We start from the raw sequence: 19,231 nt of genomic DNA on the forward strand, positions 1-19,231 counted from the left end.
CGATCGCGTGACCCATCACACGTCGAAGAACACCGTCTCGTTGTCACCCTGCAAGTGGATATCGAACCGGTACACGCCCGGCGCTGTCTTCTTCGCAATCAGCGTGGCACGACGATCGGCGGGGACGAGGTTCATCACCGCGTCGCTCGCTGTCGCGGCTTCATCCTCGAAATAGATCCGTGTCATCGACTGCATGGTCATGCCGCGGCCGAATACGGCCATCACGATATGCGGGGCCTGCGGCTTGCCATCGATGCCGGGCACGCTGCCTGGCTTGACGGTGTCGAACGAATATTCGCCGGCATCGGTGGTGCCGGAACGACCAAAACCCTTGAAGCTCGAATTCGGCAACCCGCGCGTGTCCTGCGGATCGGCGAAACGGCCCTGCGCGTCGGCCTGCCAGATTTCCAGCACGGCGTCGGGCACCACCTTGCCGTCGCCGTCATAGATCACGCCTTCGATGCGGATCTTGTCGCCGGTGACGTCGGGCGTCAGCAGATTATTGGTGAAGGCGTCGTTCCAGGTGTATTTGCCGTTCGGTGTCAGGCCGTAGGCATAGAACGGACCGACGGTCTGCGACGGGGTAATTCCGGGCATCAGTGATTCTCCGTCGGGGTCGCATTGCGGCCGCGCAGCACGATGTTGAAACGATAGGCCAGCGCCCAGCCGGGCTCGGTGACGTCGAGGTCGAAATCCGACACCATGCGCAGGCGTGCCTTCTCGTCGGTGACCGAATTGAAGATCGGATCGAACGGGAACAGCGGATCGTTCGGGAAATACATCTGCGTCACGAGGCGCGAGACGAACGAGTGACCGAACACCGAGAAATGAATGTGGGCAGGACGCCACGCATTGTGGTGATTGCCCCACGGATAGGCGCCGGGCTTGATGGTGACGAACTTGTAATTGCCCTTGGCGTCGGTGACGGTGCGGCCGGCGCCGGTGAAGTTCGGATCGAGCGGGGCGGGATGCTGGTCCCAGACATGCACATAGCGACCGCAGGCATTGGCCTGCCAGAGTTCGACCAGCGTGTTCGGCACACCGCGGCCATCCTCGTCCATCACCGTGCCGTGCACGATGATGCGTTCGCCGAGCGGCTCGCCGGCATGCATGGTGGTGAGGTCATGATCGCCGGGGCGCACGGTCTCGTGGCCATAGACCGGACCGGTCAGTTCCGACAGCGTGTGCGGCATCAGGATGCGCTGCTTCTGCGGCGCGCGCTTGATGGTGCTCTTGTAGCCAGGTGAAAGGCGCGGCGCGTGCGCCGCATTGCTCTCGACGGGATAGATTAGCGTCATGCTGGTTTTCCCTTTTTGGCCGCCGCGGATCCCGCGGCGGCAGTCTTGAAAACGTCGTTGTTAGTTCAGCTTCTCGATCGCCATGGCGACGCCCTGGCCGACGCCGACGCACATGGTGGCGAGCGCGAGCTTGCCGCCGCGCTTCTCCATGCCGTGCACGGCAGTCATCGCGAGGCGGGCGCCGCTCATGCCGAGCGGATGGCCGAGTGCGATCGCGCCGCCATGCGGATTGACGAAGTCAGCGTCTTCCTTGACGCCGAGCTGGCGCAGCACCGCGATGCCTTGCGAGGCGAAGGCTTCGTTGAGCTCGATCAGGTCGAAGTCGCTGATCTTGAGGCCGAGACGCTCCATCAGCTTCTTGGTCGCCGGCACCGGGCCGATGCCCATGATGCGCGGCGCGACGCCGCCCGAGGCGAGACCGAGGATACGCGCGCGGGCCTTGAGGCCGTGCTTCTCGACCGCGGCGCCCGAAGCGAGGATCATGGCGCAGGCGCCATCATTGACGCCCGAAGCGTTGCCAGCGGTGACCGTGCCGTCCTTGCGGACGATCGGGCGCAGCTTGGCGAGGCCTTCCAGCGTGGTTTCGGGGCGCGGATGCTCGTCCTTGTCCACGGCGATCGGACCGGCCTTGCCGCCGGGCACCATCACCGGGATGATTTCTTCCGCAAAGTAACCCGCTGCGATCGCCTTGCCGGCGCGCTGCTGCGAGTTGATGGCGAAGGCGTCCTGGTCGGCGCGCGAGATCTGGAAATCCTGCGCGACGTTTTCGCCGGTCTCAGGCATCGCATCGACGCCGTATTTTTCCTTCATCAGCGGGTTGATGAAGCGCCAGCCGATGGTGGTGTCGAAGATTTCCGCCGAACGGGAGAAGGCTTCGGTGGCCTTGCCCTGCACGAATGGCGCACGGGTCATGGATTCGACACCGCCGGCAATGGCGAAATCGATCTCACCGGCGCGGATGGCGCGGGCGCCGGCACCGACGGCATCGAGGCCGGATGCGCAAAGGCGGTTCAGCGTGGCGCCGGGAACCGAGTCCGGCAGGCCGGCCAGCAGCGACGCCATGCGGGCAACGTTGCGGTTGTCTTCACCGGCCTGGTTGGCGCAGCCGAAATAGACTTCCTCAACGGCGCTCCAATCCACACCGGGATTGCGCTCGATCAGGGCCTTAATGGGAGCTGCGGCGAGGTCGTCGGCGCGGACTTTGGCAAGGGAGCCGCCGAAACGGCCGATGGGGGTGCGGACGGCGTCGCAAATAAAGACATCGCTCATCAATTCTCTCCCTGGGGGGACTCCATCCGCGCTCGATTGCCGGATTTTCGCGGTGTTTTTAGGAAGCCCCGCTGACCCGGTCAAATGCCGCTGCTGGATGGCAGCGTTGTCCTTAGAATTGCGGATATGAAATCGCAGTTGACTTGTCAACTGTCTCGCGGCGGTGGGGAAAACTACCGATTGCGACAGCCGCGGATGGGATCGGCCGGGCAAAATTTGCTAGCGTCCGCCGCCATGACGATCCAGCAGCCCATTACCGCCCCAGAACCCGCTCCCCGCGTTGAAGACGCCGCAAAGGTGTCTCCGATGATGGAACAGTACCTCGAGATCAAGGCCGCCAATCCCGGCCTGTTGCTGTTCTACCGGATGGGCGATTTCTACGAGATCTTCTTCGAGGACGCCGAGCTTGCCTCGCGTTCCCTCGGCATCGTGCTGACCAAGCGCGGCAAGCATCAGGGCATGGATATCCCCATGTGCGGCGTGCCGGTGGTCCGCGCCGATGAATATCTGCACCGGCTGATCGCACTCGGAATCCGCGTTGCCGTCTGCGAACAGATGGAGGATCCGGCGGAGGCGAAGAAGCGCGGCGGCAAGAGCGTGGTTCGGCGCGACGTCGTCCGCGTGGTCACGCCGGGCACGCTGACGGAAGAGAATTTGTTGGACGCCCGCGCCAACAACTATCTGCTGGCGATAGCGCGCAGCAAGGGCTCAAGCGGCGGCGACCGGATCGGTTTGGCGTGGATCGACATCTCGACTGCAGAATTCATCGTCACCGAATGCGCGACCGGCGAACTCGGCGCGACACTGGCGCGCATCAATCCGAATGAAGTGATCGTCACGGATGCGCTCTACAGCGATCCCGATCTCGCTCAATTGCTGCGCGAATTGCCGGCGGTGACACCGCTGACCCGCGACGTGTTCGACGGCGCCACCGCCGAGCGCCGGCTATGCGACTATTTTGCCGTCGCCACCATGGATGGCCTCAGCGCCATGTCGCGGCTGGAAGCGACCGCCGCTGCCGCCTGCGTCACCTATGTGGAGCGTACGCAAGTTGGCAAACGCGTACCGCTGTCGCCGCCGACCCGCGAGGCGGTCGGCACCACCATGGCGATTGATCCCGCCACCCGCGCCAATCTCGAACTGACGCGGACACTATCAGGCGAACGCAAGGGCTCGTTGCTCGATGCCATCGACTGCACCGTGACCGCCGCCGGCTCGCGCCTGCTGGCGCAGCGGCTGGCCGCGCCGCTGACCGATGAAGTGGCGATCGGCCGCCGACTCGATGCGGTCACGAGTTTCGTATCCGACAGCGGGCTGCGCGACGATCTGCGCTCGGCCCTGAAGTCTGCGCCTGATATGTCGCGCGCACTGGCGCGGCTTTCGGTCGGCCGCGGCGGTCCGCGCGATCTCGCCTGCCTGCGTGATGGTGTGCTTGCCGCCGATCAGGTGCTGACGCGCCTCGGCACCATCGACAATCTGCCAGCGGATATCACCGCCGCCATGACCGGCCTGCGCCGGCCATCGCGTGAGCTCGCGGCGACCTTCGCCCGCGCACTGGCCGACGATCTTCCGCTGCTGAAGCGCGACGGTGGTTTTGTCCGCGAAGGCTTCGAGGCCGCGCTCGACGAGACCCGCAATCTGCGCGACGCCTCGCGCCTCGTGGTCGCTGCGATGCAGGCGCGGTATGCCGACGACACCGGTGTGAAGGGTCTCAAGATCCGCCACAACAATGTGCTCGGCTATTTCGTCGAAGTCACCGCGCAGCATGGCGACAAGTTGATGCAGGCCCCGCTGAACGCGACCTTCATCCATCGCCAGACGCTGGCAGGGCAGGTGCGCTTTACCACCTCCGAACTCGGCGAGATCGAGGCCAAGATCGCCAATGCCGGCGACCGTGCGCTCGGGCTCGAGCTCGAAATCTTCGAGCGTCTGTCGGGCATGGTCGCCGAGGCCTCGGAAGACCTGCGCGCTGCGGCGCATGCCTTCGCACTGCTGGATGTGGCGACCGCGCTGGCCAAGCTCGCGGTCGACGACAATTACGTGCGACCAGACGTCGACAACTCGCTGCTGTTCGCCATCGAAGGCGGCCGGCATCCGGTGGTCGAGCAGGCGCTGCGCCGCGATGGTCAACCCTTCATCGCGAATGCCAGTGATCTCTCGCCGGGGCCGGGGCAGAAGTCCGGGCAGATTTGGCTGATCACCGGTCCGAACATGGCGGGTAAGTCGACCTTCCTGCGCCAAAACGCGTTAATCGCGTTGCTGGCACAAATTGGAAGTTTCGTGCCGGCGTCGCGCGCACGCATCGGCATCGTCGACCGGCTGTTCTCGCGCGTCGGCGCCGCCGACGATCTCGCGCGCGGGCGTTCGACCTTCATGGTCGAAATGGTCGAGACCGCGGTCATCCTTAATCAGGCGACCGAACGGGCGCTCGTGATCCTCGACGAGATCGGTCGCGGCACCGCGACCTTCGATGGATTGTCGATCGCCTGGGCCGCGATCGAGCACCTGCACGAGTCGAACCGTTGCCGCGCTTTGTTCGCGACGCATTATCACGAGCTCACCGCGCTCTCTGCAAAATTGCCGCGGCTGTTCAATGCGACGGTGCGGGTGAAGGAATGGCACGGCGACGTGGTGTTCCTGCATGAGGTGCTGCCGGGCTCGGCGGATCGCTCCTACGGCATCCAGGTCGCCAAACTCGCGGGCCTGCCGCCCGCGGTGATCGCGCGCGCGAAGTCGGTGCTGGCCAAGCTCGAAGCGCAGGACCGCGGCCAGAGCGCCAAGGCGCTGATGGATGACCTGCCGCTGTTCGCGATCACAGCGCGTGCACCGGTCGAGGCGGCTCCTCCGTCGGAGGCGGAATTGCTGATGGACGCCGTGAAGGCGCTGCATCCCGACGAGATGTCGCCAAGGGAGGCGCTGGATGCGCTCTATGCGCTGAAGGCGAAACTGCCGAAGTAACATTCTCTATCGTCATGCCCAGCCTTGTGCCGGGCATCTACGCCTTCGATCAGCGAAGACAGACGTGGATGGCCGGGACAAGCCCGGCCATGACGGCGTTTCAAATGGAGCGCGCGCGTCTGCGTCCCCACGACCACAGGCCGAGATTCCACACCACGCAAGTCGCCAGCGCGAGGCTCAGGGCGACCACCGAGCCGAAGCGCGTGGCGGTGACATGCATCACGGCCACCGCAATGCCGAAACCCATCAGGCCCCAGCCGCCATTGGCGATCACGGCGGCGGTGGGCGGGCCGCCGATGCGCGGATGCAGGATCAGCATCAGGCTGGTGAAGACCACGGGATAAAGCGCGAGAATGCCGCTGCCGGTCGGGCCGATGGTCGAGGACAGCGTCACCACGGTGGCGACCAGTGTCGCGACGAGTGCGGCGCGCAGTGGGATATCGTACCAGCGCCGGGTGATGAGCGGCATCTTCGCATGGCGAAACCGCGCCATCAGCGGCAGGCAGATGCCGAAGGCCGCGACATTGGCCGCGATGCCGCCAAGCAAAGTCCATTCGAACTGCCGCACCAGCAGGGCGAGGGCGAACCACACCAGCACGGCGGTGCCGAGGCTGACGATCACACTGTGGCGTTGCGCCAGCAAAACGTAAGTCAATCCGAGGAACATCGTCGCGCCATTGATCGGCAGGCTGGCCAGCGCGCCCTGCGCGATGAAGGCGGCGTCATGATCGAGTGCGAGAAAAACGTAGGAAGGTCCTGCCGAGATCGGCAGCGTCGCCACCAATGCGCCGATCACCGGGCCGGATCGTTCGGTAATGATGGAAGCGGTAATCACGAAGGCGGCGGTGATCGCCATGCGCAAAGTGAGCGTCAGGAGGAAGGCAAGTTCGGGGGACATGGCAGCCTGACGAGAGGGGGTGCTTGGCCTCCTCTTTCCTTGGTGGGACTCGTCTGGCCTGCTTACACCCTGTTGAGAGACACCGAAACCTTCGGGCCATGCTTGATGGTCTGGTAGACCACGCAATAACGCTCGGTCAACTTCAGCAGCAGATCGAGCTTGTCCTGCGGCGCGTCGGTATCGACGTCGAAGCGCAGGCGGATTTCGGCGAAGCCGACCGGGGCTTCCTTGTCGACGCCGAGCGTGCCGCGGAAATCCAGATCGCCCTCGGCTGTCACATTGCCGGACTTCAGCGGAATTTCGACCGCGGTGGCCACCGACTTCAGCGTCACGCCGGCGCAGGCCACCAGCGCTTCCAGCAGCATGTCGCCCGAACAGAGTTCGAGGCCGGAGCCGCCTGTGGCCGGATGCAGCCCAGCGGCTGCGATCTGCCGGCCGGTCTCGACCTTGCAGGCGATGCCGTCATTGTCGATCGAGCCCTTGGCTTTGAGCGTGATGAAGGCAGCCTTGGGATCGGTCTTGTAGAGCTCTTTGATGGGGGCCTGGGTGGCGCGAAGCGCGGCGGCGTCCATGATATCTCTCCCTGAGATTTTGTTAGTTGCAGCTTTTATTCGCCTGCGGTGATGTTGTCACCACCACGCGCCGACCGTCTCGGCAGGTGCGCTGTCGGGCACGTCACGATCCAGCGATCGATCCAGTGCGGTGAGCACGCGGCGCTTCACCGCGTCGAACAGCGGCGAGGCACGGTCGCGGGGGCGCGCAAGGCCGACATCGATCTCGGCGAACAGCCGACCCGGCCTCGGCCGCATCACCAGCACGCGGTCTGCCAGCACCACGGCTTCGTCGACATCATGCGTGACAAGGATCAGCGTCGGGCGCGTATCGACCCACAGATCGAGCAGATGATCCTGCAGATCGCGGCGCGTGAAGGCGTCGAGCGCGGAGAATGGTTCGTCGAGCAGGAGTACTTCCGGCTGCGGCACTAATGCACGGGCAATGGCGACGCGCTGCGCCTGCCCGCCGGACAATTCGCGCGGCCATGCCTTGGCTTTATCCGACAGGCCGACGCGCGCCAGGGCCTGCGCGACTTTCTCGCGGCGTGCGGCGACAGGAAGCTCGGACAGGCCGAAGCCGATATTGTCGGCGACGCTGAGCCACGGCAGCAACCGCGGTTCCTGAAAGATGATGCCGATCTTCTCATGCGGCGCGCTGATATTGATATTGTCGATGCGGATGCTGCCGGTCGAGGCGCGATCGAGCCCCGCAACGGCGCGCAGCAGTGTCGATTTTCCGCAGCCGGAGCCACCGATGATGGCGACGATTTCGCCCTGCGGGATTTGCGCGGTGAAGCGCTCCAGCGCATGGACGCCGTTGGGATAGGTCTTGCCGACCTTGTCGAGCGCGAGCATCAGGTCTCTCCGCCCGGACGGAACGCATCCTGCCAGCGCAGCAGTGGCGTGGTGATCAATTCGATCAGCCAGTCGGTGGTCTTGCCGAGCAATGCGAAAATGGTGATGGCGGCGAGGATCTGCGCGGGCTTGCCGAGCTGCTGGCCGTCGATCAGGAGATAGCCGAGCCCTTCGGAGGCGCCCATGAATTCGGCGGCAACCACGAACATCCAGCCGAGCCCGAGGCCAACGCGAAGTGCAACAACATAGGCCGGCAGCACCGCAGGCAGCAGGATGCGGCGGATCATGGCGGGGCCAGAGAGGCGGAAGGTACGACCGACCTCGACGATCTTGCGATCGACCGAGAGGATCGCGCCCATCACGCCGAGATAGACCGGAAAGAACACGCCGACGGCAATCAACGCGACCTTCGAGGTCTCGAAAATGCCGAGCCACAGGATGAACAGCGGCACCCAGGCGATCGATGGGATGGCGCGCAGCGCCTGAACGGTGGGATCGAGCAGTCGCCGCGCGATTCCCCAATAGCCGGAGATAGCGCCGAGCAGCGTGCCGGCGACGACACCGAGGCCGAAGCCTGCGGCAACGCGCGACAGCGTCGTGGTGATATGGCGCCAGAGTTCGCCGCTTCGGGCGAGCTCCATAATGGTGGCGAAGACGCGCGACGGCGGCGGCACTAGCCGGCCGTTCGACCAGCCGGACCAGACGGCCAGTTCCCATGCCAGCGCCAGTGTGAGCGGGAGCACAACGCCGAGCGTTGGCCGCGCGAAACGCTGCCAACGCCTGTTGGATGCGGATTTCTCACGGGTCTCCGCTACGTCGGGTGCGGTCGTGTCGAGCGTCATGGCATAGCTGAAGCGCGTCTCGATTTGGTTTGCAAGATACTCAAAAGCTTCACCCTCCCTTTGCGGGGAGGGTGAAGGGTGGCTTCGCAGATGCGAGAGCGTCAGCTCTTTGGCAGCGGGACCTGATCGTCGATCAGTGCATCTACCGTCGCCTTCACATCGACCTTGGCGTCGATCACGCCGGCCTGCTGCAATGCGAGACCTGCGGCGAGGATCGACTCGCGCTGCGGTGCGCCAATGCGGCTATGGGTCAGTTCGGTGCGTTCCTTGAGCTGCTTGTCGACGACGGCATCGGGCAGCTTGGTGACGCCGATGAAAGCCTTCTTCAGCTCGGGATAATTCTCCAGCGAATATTTGCGGGCTTCCTCATAGACGGCGAGCACGCGGCGCGCGGCATCCGGATAATCTTTCAGGAATTGCTCGCGCACATTGAGGATGCCCCAGGTGTTGGCGTCCGGCTTGCGGAAGAACAGTTTGGCGCCGTCCTCGACCTCGGCCTGCGCCATCATCGGGTCGAGACCGGCCCATGCATCGACGTCGCCGCGGATCAGCGCGGCCTTGCCGTCGGCATGCTGCAGCAGAACTGGCGTGATGTCCTTGTCGGTGAGGCCGGCGCCGAGCAAAGCGCGGACCAGGAAGATATGGGGATCGGTGCCGCGGGTCACCGCGACCCGCTTGCCCTTGAGGTCGGCGACGGAGGCGATCTTAGAGTCCTTGCCGGTCACCAGCGCCGTCCATTCCGGACGCGAATAGACGTAGACCGACTTGATTGGGTTGCCGTTGATCTTCGCCACCAGCGCAGCGGAGCCCGCGGTCGAGCCGAAATCGATGGACCCCGCATTAAGGAATTCGAGCGCCTTGTTGGAGCCGGCCGACTGTACCCAGGTGATCTTCACGCCGTCCTTGGCGAATTCCTTCTCCAAGAGGCCGTTCTGCTTGAGGATGATCGAGACCGGATTGTAGGTCGCCCAGTCGAGCCGGATTTCCTTGAGCGGTTCGGCGGCGAAGCTAGCTCCGGGCAGCAGTGCAGCCGCAGCAATCAGACCGGCGACAGCGCGCCGTGACATCGTGAACATTCTGGTCTCTCCCTGATGAACTGTCGAAACGTGAGGTTCGAAGGCGACTTGCATCCTGCGGGCGTCATGGCACCATGCTGGGGTCGCTCTCTGTGCGAAAACGTTCTTTAATTTCAATTAGTTATGGCGTTTCGTCAACGAGAAGATATGATGCGCCAAGGATACCGCCGCGAGAACGTTGTTGCCCGGATTGCGCAAAAGGCAGCATGGACTAGCTGTGGGGCTACAATCACCGTGACAGCGCTTGCGCCGTCCGATATCCGGGTTGTTCATGGACAGCGTTGCTACACAAGACAGACCGACAACCGAAACCGACTTCGACACGACGCGGATTACCGCCGAGATCGATGCGCTTGCAGCGCAGCATCGCGGCAAGAACGATTTGTTTCGCGCCGCCGTCGCCAAGCTGCTGAAGGCCGAACTGCTCAAGGCCAGTGAAGCCGCCGAGGCCGTCCTGTTGAAGGACCGCCACGGCCGACGCTGTGCCGAGCAGCTCTGCCACGTGCAGGATGAAATCATCCGCATGCTGTTCGCCGCGGCGACGAAGCATCTCTATCATTCGCCAATCCCGTCTGGTGCCGAACGGATGGCGGTGGTCTCCACCGGTGGCTATGGCCGTGGGCTGATGGCGCCCGAATCCGACATCGATCTGTTGTTCATCCTGCCCTACAAGCAGACCGCCTGGGGTGAGCAGGTCGCCGAAGTCATTCTCTATTGCCTGTGGGACATGGGCCTGAAGGTCGGCCACGCCACGCGCTCGGTGGATGAATCGATCCGCCAGGCGCGCGGCGACATGACGATCCGCACGGCGATCCTGGAAACGCGCTTCCTCACCGGCGATCAGGCTCTCTACGACGAACTGGTCACGCGCTTCGATGCCGAAGTGGTGCAGGGCACCGCCGCGGAATTTGTCACTGCCAAGCTCGCCGAACGCGAGGAGCGCCATCGCCGCGGCGGCCAGTCGCGCTATCTGGTCGAACCCAACGTCAAGGACGGCAAGGGCGGCCTGCGCGATCTGCACACCGTGTTCTGGATCGCGAAATACGTCTATCGGGTGCGCGACAGCAACGAGCTGGTCGCGCGCGGCGTGTTCGATCCGCAGGAATACCGCACCTTCAAGCGTTGCGAAGACTTCTTGTGGTCGGTCCGCTGCAATATCCACTTCCTGACCAAACGGCCGGAAGAGCGGCTGTCCTTTGACCTGCAGCGCGAGATTGCGGTCCGCCTCGGCTATACTTCACATCCCGGCATGCAGGACGTCGAGCGCTTCATGAAGCACTACTTCCTGATTGCCAAGGAAGTCGGCGATCTCACCGCGATCCTGTGCGCCAAGCTCGAAGACCAGCAGGCCAAGCCGGCGCCGGCGCTGACGCGCATGATGGCCAAGCTGCGGCCCGAGATGCATCGCCGCCGGCTGCCGGACAGCGATGCGTTCATCATCGACAACAACCGCATCAACCTTGCTGCGCCTGACGTGTTCAAGGAGGACCCGATCAACCTGATCCGGTTCTTCCGGTTGGCACAGAAGCACAATCTGGCGTTCCATCCCGATGCGATGCGGACCGCGACGCGCTCGCTCCGGCTGATCACGCCCGAGATCCGCGAGAACGCCGAAGCCAACGCGCTGTTCATGGAGATCCTGACCTCGGATAATGCCGAGATCGTGCTGCGGCGGATGAACGAGACCGGCGTGCTCGGTCATTTCATTCGTGCCTTCGGCCGCATCGTGTCGATGATGCAGTTCAACATGTATCATCACTATACGGTGGATGAGCATCTGCTGCGGTGTGTCGGCATCCTTCAGGAGATCGAGCGCGGCGGGAATGACGAGTTCGTTGTCGCCAGCGATCTGATGCGTAAGATCCGCCCGGAACATCGGGCGGTGATCTATATCACAGTGTTGCTGCATGACATCGCCAAGGGGCGTCCGGAGGATCACTCCATCGCCGGCGCCAAGGTCGCGCGGCGACTGTGCCCGCGGCTCGGATTCAACGCCGCCGACACCGATCTCGTTGCGTGGCTCATCGAAGAGCATCTGACGATGTCCACGGTGGCGCAGTCGCGCGACCTGTCGGATAGCAAGACCATCGAGAATTTCGCCGCCGTGGTGCAGTCGGTGGAGCAGATGAAGCTGCTCACGATCCTCACCACCGCGGATATCCGCGGCGTCGGTCCCGGCGTCTGGAACGGCTGGAAGGCGCAGCTGATCCGGACGCTGTATTACGAAACCGAGCCGGTGCTGACCGGTGGTTTCTCCGAGGTCAATCGCGCACAGCGCATCGCGTCGGCGCAGGCGGAATTCCGCCGTGCCTTCACCGAGTGGCCCGAGCAGGATCTCAACGCCTATATTCTGCGGCACTATCCGGCCTACTGGCTCAAGGTCGAGCTCGACCGCAAAATTCGCCATGCTCGTTTCCTGCGCGCATCGGAAGAGGCCGGGCACAAGCTCGCGATCAATGTCGGGTTCGATGAAGCCCGCGGCGTCACCGAGCTCACGATTCTGGCCGTCGACCATCCCTGGTTGCTGTCGATCATCGCCGGCGCATGCGCCGCAGCCGGTGCCAATATCGTCGACGCGCAGATCTACACCACAACCGATGGCCGCGCGCTGGACACCATCGCGATCTCCCGGGAATACGATCGCGATGACGACGAAGGCCGCCGTGCAACACGGATCGGCGACATGATCGAGGACGTGCTCGAAGGCAAGGTGCGGCTGCCGGAAACCGTGGCCAAGCGCGCCTCGACCAAGGGCAAGATCAGGGCCTTCACGGTGGAGCCGGAAGTTATCGTCAATAACCAGTGGTCAGATCGCTACACCGTGATCGAGGTCTCCGGCCTCGACAGGCCGGGTCTGTTGTATCAACTGACCACGGCGATCTCGAAGCTCAACCTCAACATCGCTTCGGCGCATGTCGCGACCTTCGGCGAGCGCGCGCGAGACGTGTTCTACGTCACCGATTTGCTTGGAGCGCAGATCAATGCCCCGACGCGTCAGGCTGCGATCAAGCGCGCGTTGATCCATCTGCTGGCAAACGGCGATATCGCGGAGAAGCCGGCGGCGTGATCTTCCTTCTCCCCGCCTGCGGGGAGAAGGTGGCGCGGACCAAGTCCGCGACGGATGAGGGGGGCTCTCAGCAAGCTCGGAGCGAGTGGAGAGTCCCCCTCACCCGCCTCCCACATGCTTCGCATGCGGAAAGCGACCTCTCCCCGCAAGCGGGGCGAGGTTAGTATGTCACTTCACCACGACACCCTCATGCTCTAGCAGCCAGCGTTTGCGCGCGATGCCGCCGCCATAGCCGGTGAGCGAACCGTTGGCGCCGATCAGGCGGTGGCAGGGCACGACGACACTCAGGGGATTGGCGCCATTGGCATGGCCGACCGCGCGCATTGCATTGGGCACGCCGAGTTGCGCGGCCAGCGTGCCGTAGCTGAGTGTGCTGCCTGCAGGGATTTTTCGCAGTGCCGTCCAGATGCGGTTCTGAAACGGCGTGCCGGGGATGTGGCAGGTGATGCCATCGAGCTGGTCGAGGTCGCCGTCGAAATAGCGTGAGAGTGCACTGCGGATCTCGGATGGTGCCGAGTTCTCGGTCAGTTCGACCGTCCCATAGTAACGACGCAGCAAAGTCAGCAAGCGCTCTTCGTAATCGATCCAGTCGAGTGCGCAGAGTGCGCCACCGTGGTTCGTCACCAGCAGCGCGATGCCGATCGGGGTGTCGAGCCGGTCGAGAGTGAGTGGGGTGGGTTGCTTCGCCATGGCGATGTTGCGCTCATCAAATGGAAACGCCGACCGTAGGTGTAGCTACGGCCGGCGTCATTCCGATTTCCGATAAGTGAGCCGCGAATTATTCCGGCTTCGGCTCGTGCGACATGCGCTCGAGGCGTTCCTGCATTTCCTTCATCTGGCGACGCAGGTCATCCATGGTGTCGGCAGGCTCAGCGGTCGGCTCCGGCGCCTTTTCCGGCTCCGGCGACGCAGCGCCACCGCGCGGCGGCACGAACGGCTTGAACATCGCGAAGGTCTGCTGAAACAATTCCATGTTGCGACGAACGGTTTCCTCAAGTGGCGCGAACGGCGTCATGCTGAACGTGTTCGTCATCTGCTTGCGGAATTTCTCCTGCTCGCGCGTCAGGCTGTCGATGGACTGCTCGAGATACTTCGGCACCACCATCTGCATGCTGTCGCCATAGAAGCGGATCAACTGGCGCAGGAAAGTGGTTGGCAGGAGATTCTGGCCAGCCTTGTTTTCCTGTTCGAAGATGATCTGGGCCAGCACCGAGCGGGTAATATCGTCGCCGGTCTTGGCGTCATAGACGAGAAAATCCTCGCCGTCCTTCACCATCGCAGCGAGATCTTCAAGCGTCACGTAAGTGCTTGTTCCGGTATTATAAAGCCGGCGGTTCGCATATTTTTTGATTGTCGTGGGTTGATCTGATTTCGCCATGGGGGCTCACACATACGGACCGAGGACAGGGAACCTTACGGCAGCGCGCCATAAGGTTGTCGAACAACGCAATGCAATAAAGTAAGCACTTTCAAAGGGGCTCGGCTACCGTTTTGTGCGTCACGGTTAAAATGGCAGCAGTCTTGTGCTATGCAAAGCGACATCCGTGCCATTTTGCGTGCGTTGCGGCCGTAATTTGGCGTCTGACCAATTGACAGTCCGACCCTCAGTTAACAGGATAGTTTGCAACGCGGCCCCCGCCATCCTGGCTCTGACCGTCGAAAAAACCTCAACAACAGGAGATGTCCATGTCAGACGATGTCGTCATCGTCAGCGCTGCCCGCACACCCGTCGGCAGCTTCAACGGCGCTTTCGCGACCATGCCGGCGCATGATCTCGGCGCCATTGCCATCAAGGCGGCGCTTGAGCGCGGCAAGATCGATCCGGCCCGCGTCTCCGAAGTCATCATGGGACAGATCCTCACTGCTGCGCAGGGCCAGAACCCCGCGCGTCAGGCCTCGATTGCCGCCGGCCTGCCGGTGGAAACTTCGGCCTGGGGCGTCAACATGCTGTGCGGCTCCGGCCTGCGCACGGTCGCGCTCGGCTATCAGGCGTTGCTCAATGGTGATTCGGAAATCGTCGTTGCCGGCGGTCAGGAATCCATGAGCATGGCCCCGCATGCGCAATATCTGCGCGGTGGCGTGAAGATGGGTCCGGTGGAATTCGTCGACACCATGATCAAGGACGGTCTGTGGGATGCCTTCAACGGCTATCACATGGGTAACACCGCCGAGAACGTGGCAAAGCAGTACCAGATCACGCGCCAGCAGCAGGACGAGTTCGCTGTTGCATCGCAGCAGAAAGCGGAAGCTGCGCAGAAGGCCGGCAAGTTCAAGGACGAGATCGTTCCGGTCACCATCAAGGGCCGCAAGGGCGACGTCATCGTCAGCGATGACGAATATCCGCGCCACGGCGCCACCATCGAGGCCATGGCCAAGCTGCGCCCGGCCTTCGAGAAGGACGGTACCGTCACCGCCGGCAGTGCATCGGGCATCAATGACGGCGCTGCCGCCGTGGTGCTGATGACCGCCAAGCAGGCCGCGAAGGAAGGCCTCAAGCCGCTCGCCCGCATCGTGTCGTGGGGCCAGGCCGGCGTTGATCCGAAGATCATGGGCACTGGCCCGATCCCGGCATCGCGCGCCGCGCTGAAGAAGGCCGGCTGGACCATCAACGATCTCGACCTGATCGAAGCCAATGAAGCTTTTGCTGCGCAGGCTTGCGCCGTGAACAAGGACCTTGGTTGGGATACGTCGAAGGTTAACGTCAACGGTGGCGCGATCGCGATCGGTCATCCGGTGGGTGCATCCGGTGCGCGTGTTCTCGTTACGCTGTTGCACGAGATGGAAAAGCGCGACGCGAAGAAAGGCCTTGCCACGCTGTGTATCGGCGGCGGCATGGGCATCGCGATGTGCATTGCACGCGACTAATCCTTACGCGTCGCGTGCCGAAAACATCGGCTCGCGCGTGCACTGCACACACTGCTACACGAAATGCCCGATGCTTTGCGTCGGGCATTTTCGCTTGATGGTCCAATTCTGCTTGATGTTCAGCGTATCGCCGGATTAATTCGAAGCTATAACTATAAAAGAGATTGGTGGAGGGATCGATCATGGCGCGCGTAGCATTGGTGACCGGTGGAACACGAGGGATCGGCGCTGCGATCAGCAAGGCTTTGAAGATTGCGGGATACAGCGTCGCGGCAAGCTATGCCGGCAACGATGCCGCCGCCGAGAAATTCAAAAGCGAGACGGGTATCGGCACCTACAAGTGGGATGTCGGTTCGTTCGATGAATGCGCCGCGGGCGTGAAAAAGGTCGAGGCCGATCTGGGACCGGTGGAAGTGCTGGTCAACAATGCCGGCATCACAATGGACGGCGCGTTCCACAAGATGACGCCGGAACAGTGGAACAAGGTGGTTAACACCAATCTCGGTTCGCTGTTCAACATGACCCGTCAGGTGATCGAGGGTATGCGCGAACGTAAGTTCGGCCGTGTCATCAACATTTCATCGATCAACGGCCAGAAGGGCCAATTCGGCCAGGTCAACTATTCCGCCGCCAAGGCCGGCGACATCGGCTTCACCAAGGCACTGGCTCTCGAGAATGCCAAGCTCGGTATCACCGTGAACGTGATCTGCCCTGGCTACATCAACACCGAGATGGTGCAGGCCGTGCCGCTCGCCGTGCTTGAGAAGAGCATTTTGCCGCAGATCCCGGTCAATCGCCTCGGCGAGCCCGAGGAAATTGCACGCGCCGTGGTGTTCCTGGCCGCAGACGAATCCGGCTTCTTCACTGGCTCGACCATGACCATCAATGGCGGGCAATATCACGCGTGATGTTTGAATAACCGCACGCGCGTCGTTTCCCGACAGGCTGATTGGCGTGCCAGGGAACGACAGCCTCTAGTTCGATGAAATGACCTCCCGCACCGCTACCCTGATCGGCCTCACCGCCATTCTCATGTGGTCGCTGTTGTCCGTGATGACGGTAGCGACGGGAGCGATTCCACCGTTCCAGCTGATGGCGATGACATTCGGGATTGGCGCTGCGGCGAGTTTCGCGGTACGGCCCGCAGCGCGCCAGGCGCTTCGCCAGCCATGGCGGGCCTCGATCGTCGGCATCGGCGGCCTGTTTGGCTATCACGCGCTGTATTTCGTGGCGCTGCGGCTGGCGCCTCCGGCGGAAACCAGTTTGCTGTGTTACCTCTGGCCGCTGCTGATCGTCCTGTTTTCCTCGCTGCTGCCGGGCGAACGCCTGAAACCGCATCATGTCATCGGAGCATTGCTTGGTCTGGTCGGCACCACGATGTTGCTGTCCGGCAATATCGATCTTTCGGCGACCTCGTCGCAACTCATGGGCTTCGCGGCTGCGCTGGCGGCGGCTTTCGTCTGGGCCGGCTACTCGGTGCTGTCGCGCCGCTTCAAGGATGTGCCGACAGATGCCGTGGCCGGCTATTGCGCCAACACGGCCTTGCTGGCGTTCATCGTCCATCGCTTCACGGAAGTGTCGGTTTGGCCGTCAGGCGCGCTGGCCTGGGCGGCGGTGATCGCGCTCGGTCTTGGCCCGGTCGGCGCTGCGTTCTTCGCATGGGACATCGGCATGAAGCGCGGCGACATCCGCGTACTGGGTGCCGCATCCTATGCGACGCCGCTGTTGTCGACGGCGTTCCTGATTCTTGCCGGCTTTGCGCAGGCGAGTGCGAATATTGCTGTCGCCGCGGCGCTGATCGCGGGCGGTGGTCTGATCGCGGCGAAAGACATGATCTGGAAGCGTGGCTAGCCCGGCGTCCAGCCTTTCGGTGCCAGCTCGAACGTCGCAAAATCAAAGCCTGGCGCCACCGTGCAGCCGACCAACGTCCAGTCGCCAGTGGTCGAGGCAGACTGCCAGGCATGCGGTGGCACGATGCCCTGAGGCTGTTGATTTGCCGCGACGTCCGGCCCAAGCGTGATCGTGCGCTGGCCCGCGTCGTCGGCGATCTCCAGCATCAACGGGCTGCCGGCGTGATAGTGCCAGATCTCGACGGCATCGATGCGATGCCAGTGCGAGCGTTCGCCGCGTGCCAACAGAAAATAGATCGCCGTTGAGGCCGCACGCCCGTTCACATCTGCGCGGCTATCGCGAAATGTTTCGCGATAGTGCCCGCCTTCAGGGTGCGGCTGCAGGCCGAGTGTTGCGATGATCTCGGCCGCAGTCGGCATCTTACCCATCCTCAGGACTTGTTCTTGCGTTCGCGCAATTCGGCAAACACATCGTCTTCGCTGTAGCCCTTGAGTCGGACGGCGGCGGCGATGGCGGGATCGTCGGCGCGCAGGAACACGTTGGTCTTCTTCTCGAGCCCAAGCAGCACGGGGATGGTGGGCTTGTTGACCGCGCGCAGTTGCGTCACTTCATCGGCGCGGGCCTTCAGCGCTTCGTTGTGGGCATCGATACCGAGACAGAATTTGACGTTGGCCGCGGTGTATTCGTGGCCGCAATAGACACGGTAGTCGTCGGGCAATGTGCGCAGCTTCTTCAGCGACTGCCACATCATCGGATAGGTGCCTTCGAACACCCGCCCGCAGCCGCCGGAAAACAGCGTGTCGGCCGAGAACACCGCCAGTTCGCTGTCGAACACGTAACAGATATGGTCGAGCGTATGGCCGGGGGTCTCGAACACCCGCGCGGTGAGCGCCCCGACCTGCACGGTATCGTCTTCGGCGACGCGGAGGTCGACTTCAGGAATTGCCGTGCCCTGATCGTGCGGCGCTGTGACCTTGCAGCCATAAGTTTTCTTCAGCTCGGCGATGCCGCCGACATGGTCCGCATGGTGATGCGTCACCAGAATATCGGTGAGCTTCCAGCCTTCGCGCTGCAGCACCTTCATGATCGGGCCGGCCTCCGGCGCGTCGATCGCGGCGGTCTTCAGGCTCTGCGGATCATGAATCAGGTAGCCGAAATTGTCGGACAGGCAGGGGAACACGCGAATTTCAGCAGCCATGGTAACTCCGTTGGATCACGTCGTGATGCGCTCGCACATACGTGCGGCAAATTGATGGGGATGAATATGGGCGATGCATGACGGTCAGCGCGGTGTCACACATTGGCGCGCGGGCTGGCCGGCAATCTGCAGCGTGATGGTGGTCTGGCCCTTGCCGGCAATCCCGACATTGCCTTCGCCGTAGCGGAAGCCCGAGCCGGATCGCTGGATCGGCATGCGGAGCGTTTCGCCATTGGGATAGAACAGGGTGATCGATTTGCCGCCGGAATTGTAATCGACGGAGATCTTGTCGCCGCCCGGCAGCGCAGGGGTGCAGATGTAATCGACTGTCGCCGGATTGGCTTCGGCGGATAATGGCGCGAGTGCTGCCACGGCCAGACCCGCGGCCGTCGCGGCCGTCCTTGTGATCGTTTGACCTCGGCGTGACAGCATTTTTGTCTCTCCTGCAACAACGTCGCGGCGCCTGTTTCTTCGACTAGGCCGCAGCCGGGCCGGGCTTG

At 63.0% G+C, this 19,231-nt stretch carries 18 protein-coding genes; 5 read left to right on the forward strand and 13 right to left on the reverse strand.

Annotated features, from left to right (window positions below):
- Positions 1 to 15: 15 nt before the first annotated feature.
- Genes pcaG through pcaF form a run of 3 tightly spaced genes read right to left on the reverse strand, consistent with a single transcriptional unit; the run spans position 16 to position 2,567 of the window.
- Positions 16 to 597 (reverse strand): protocatechuate 3,4-dioxygenase subunit alpha, encoded by a 582-nt coding sequence (gene pcaG, locus SFY93_RS07445; RefSeq protein ID WP_320446603.1) that lies wholly within the window; start codon positions 595 to 597, stop codon positions 16 to 18.
- A complete protein-coding gene (pcaH, locus tag SFY93_RS07450) occupies positions 597 to 1,298 on the reverse strand; it encodes a protocatechuate 3,4-dioxygenase subunit beta (protein WP_320446604.1) in 702 nt (233 codons plus the stop codon). Before pcaH ends, pcaG begins: the two co-directional genes overlap by 1 nt.
- Before the next feature lie 60 nt (positions 1,299 to 1,358).
- A complete protein-coding gene (gene pcaF, locus SFY93_RS07455) occupies positions 1,359 to 2,567 on the reverse strand; it encodes a 3-oxoadipyl-CoA thiolase (protein WP_115031344.1) in 1,209 nt (402 codons plus the stop codon).
- 234 nt (positions 2,568 to 2,801) lie between these two features.
- On the opposite strand from pcaF, the gene mutS reads away from it, so the two are divergent.
- On the forward strand, positions 2,802 to 5,525 hold the full coding sequence (mutS, locus tag SFY93_RS07460) for a DNA mismatch repair protein MutS (RefSeq protein WP_320446605.1): 2,724 nt from the start codon (positions 2,802 to 2,804) through the stop codon (positions 5,523 to 5,525).
- A gap of 100 nt (positions 5,526 to 5,625) precedes the next feature.
- Here the strand turns inward: mutS and SFY93_RS07465 are convergent, their stop codons facing one another.
- The 5 genes from SFY93_RS07465 to SFY93_RS07485 form a co-directional block, all read right to left on the reverse strand.
- On the reverse strand, positions 5,626 to 6,423 hold the full coding sequence (locus tag SFY93_RS07465; protein WP_320446606.1) for a hypothetical protein: 798 nt from the start codon (positions 6,421 to 6,423) through the stop codon (positions 5,626 to 5,628).
- A gap of 62 nt (positions 6,424 to 6,485) precedes the next feature.
- Positions 6,486 to 6,995, reverse strand: coding sequence for an OsmC family protein (locus SFY93_RS07470; protein ID WP_089262662.1), 510 nt, complete (start codon positions 6,993 to 6,995; stop codon positions 6,486 to 6,488).
- A gap of 57 nt (positions 6,996 to 7,052) precedes the next feature.
- Positions 7,053 to 7,832 (reverse strand): ABC transporter ATP-binding protein, encoded by a 780-nt coding sequence (locus SFY93_RS07475; RefSeq protein WP_320446607.1) that lies wholly within the window; start codon positions 7,830 to 7,832, stop codon positions 7,053 to 7,055.
- Positions 7,832 to 8,674: an ABC transporter permease gene (locus SFY93_RS07480; protein ID WP_320446608.1), complete on the reverse strand. Its 843-nt coding sequence runs from the start codon at positions 8,672 to 8,674 to the stop codon at positions 7,832 to 7,834. The genes SFY93_RS07475 and SFY93_RS07480 overlap by 1 nt, the downstream gene beginning before the upstream one ends.
- Before the next feature lie 101 nt (positions 8,675 to 8,775).
- Positions 8,776 to 9,750: an aliphatic sulfonate ABC transporter substrate-binding protein gene (locus SFY93_RS07485; protein ID WP_089262656.1), complete on the reverse strand. Its 975-nt coding sequence runs from the start codon at positions 9,748 to 9,750 to the stop codon at positions 8,776 to 8,778.
- Positions 9,751 to 10,021: 271 nt separating this feature from the next.
- Between SFY93_RS07485 and SFY93_RS07490 the strand changes: the two genes are divergently transcribed.
- Positions 10,022 to 12,817, forward strand: a complete 2,796-nt coding sequence (locus SFY93_RS07490) for a [protein-PII] uridylyltransferase (protein WP_320446609.1) — start codon at positions 10,022 to 10,024, stop codon at positions 12,815 to 12,817.
- 168 nt (positions 12,818 to 12,985) lie between these two features.
- Here SFY93_RS07490 and SFY93_RS07495 read toward each other — a convergent pair whose 3' ends face one another.
- Together SFY93_RS07495 and phaR are read right to left on the reverse strand one after the other, a co-directional pair.
- On the reverse strand, positions 12,986 to 13,507 hold the full coding sequence (locus tag SFY93_RS07495) for a methylated-DNA--[protein]-cysteine S-methyltransferase (RefSeq protein ID WP_309947817.1): 522 nt from the start codon (positions 13,505 to 13,507) through the stop codon (positions 12,986 to 12,988).
- Positions 13,508 to 13,595: 88 nt separating this feature from the next.
- Positions 13,596 to 14,195 carry a polyhydroxyalkanoate synthesis repressor PhaR gene (gene phaR / locus SFY93_RS07500; protein WP_089262652.1) on the reverse strand — a complete coding sequence of 200 codons (600 nt, stop codon included), beginning with the start codon at positions 14,193 to 14,195 and terminating at the stop codon, positions 13,596 to 13,598.
- Between the two features lie 308 nt (positions 14,196 to 14,503).
- On the opposite strand from phaR, the gene SFY93_RS07505 reads away from it, so the two are divergent.
- From SFY93_RS07505 to SFY93_RS07515, 3 genes are all read left to right on the forward strand, one after another.
- A complete protein-coding gene (locus SFY93_RS07505) occupies positions 14,504 to 15,682 on the forward strand; it encodes an acetyl-CoA C-acetyltransferase (RefSeq protein WP_089262650.1) in 1,179 nt (392 codons plus the stop codon).
- A gap of 182 nt (positions 15,683 to 15,864) precedes the next feature.
- Positions 15,865 to 16,590, forward strand: a complete 726-nt coding sequence (gene phbB / locus SFY93_RS07510; RefSeq protein WP_068732968.1) for an acetoacetyl-CoA reductase — start codon at positions 15,865 to 15,867, stop codon at positions 16,588 to 16,590.
- A gap of 79 nt (positions 16,591 to 16,669) precedes the next feature.
- The gene (locus SFY93_RS07515) at positions 16,670 to 17,533 is read left to right on the forward strand and encodes an aromatic amino acid exporter YddG (RefSeq protein ID WP_320446610.1); all 864 of its coding nucleotides are present in this window, start codon (positions 16,670 to 16,672) and stop codon (positions 17,531 to 17,533) included.
- On the opposite strand, the gene SFY93_RS07520 is transcribed toward SFY93_RS07515, so the two are convergent.
- The 3 genes from SFY93_RS07520 to SFY93_RS07530 all read right to left on the reverse strand — a co-directional run bounded on the left by SFY93_RS07520 (position 17,530) and on the right by SFY93_RS07530 (position 19,163).
- Positions 17,530 to 17,952 carry a cupin domain-containing protein gene (locus SFY93_RS07520; protein WP_320446611.1) on the reverse strand — a complete coding sequence of 141 codons (423 nt, stop codon included), beginning with the start codon at positions 17,950 to 17,952 and terminating at the stop codon, positions 17,530 to 17,532. The genes SFY93_RS07515 and SFY93_RS07520 overlap by 4 nt on opposite strands.
- A gap of 11 nt (positions 17,953 to 17,963) precedes the next feature.
- Positions 17,964 to 18,731 carry a hydroxyacylglutathione hydrolase gene (gene gloB / locus SFY93_RS07525; protein WP_320446612.1) on the reverse strand — a complete coding sequence of 256 codons (768 nt, stop codon included), beginning with the start codon at positions 18,729 to 18,731 and terminating at the stop codon, positions 17,964 to 17,966.
- Between the two features lie 84 nt (positions 18,732 to 18,815).
- Entirely contained in the window at positions 18,816 to 19,163 is a 348-nt protein-coding gene (locus SFY93_RS07530) for an MliC family protein (protein ID WP_320446613.1), read from the reverse strand.
- Positions 19,164 to 19,231 lie beyond the last annotated feature (68 nt).

The organism is Tardiphaga sp. 42S5 (assembly GCF_034044155.1).
Classification (GTDB): Bacteria; Pseudomonadota; Alphaproteobacteria; order Rhizobiales; family Xanthobacteraceae; genus Tardiphaga; species Tardiphaga robiniae.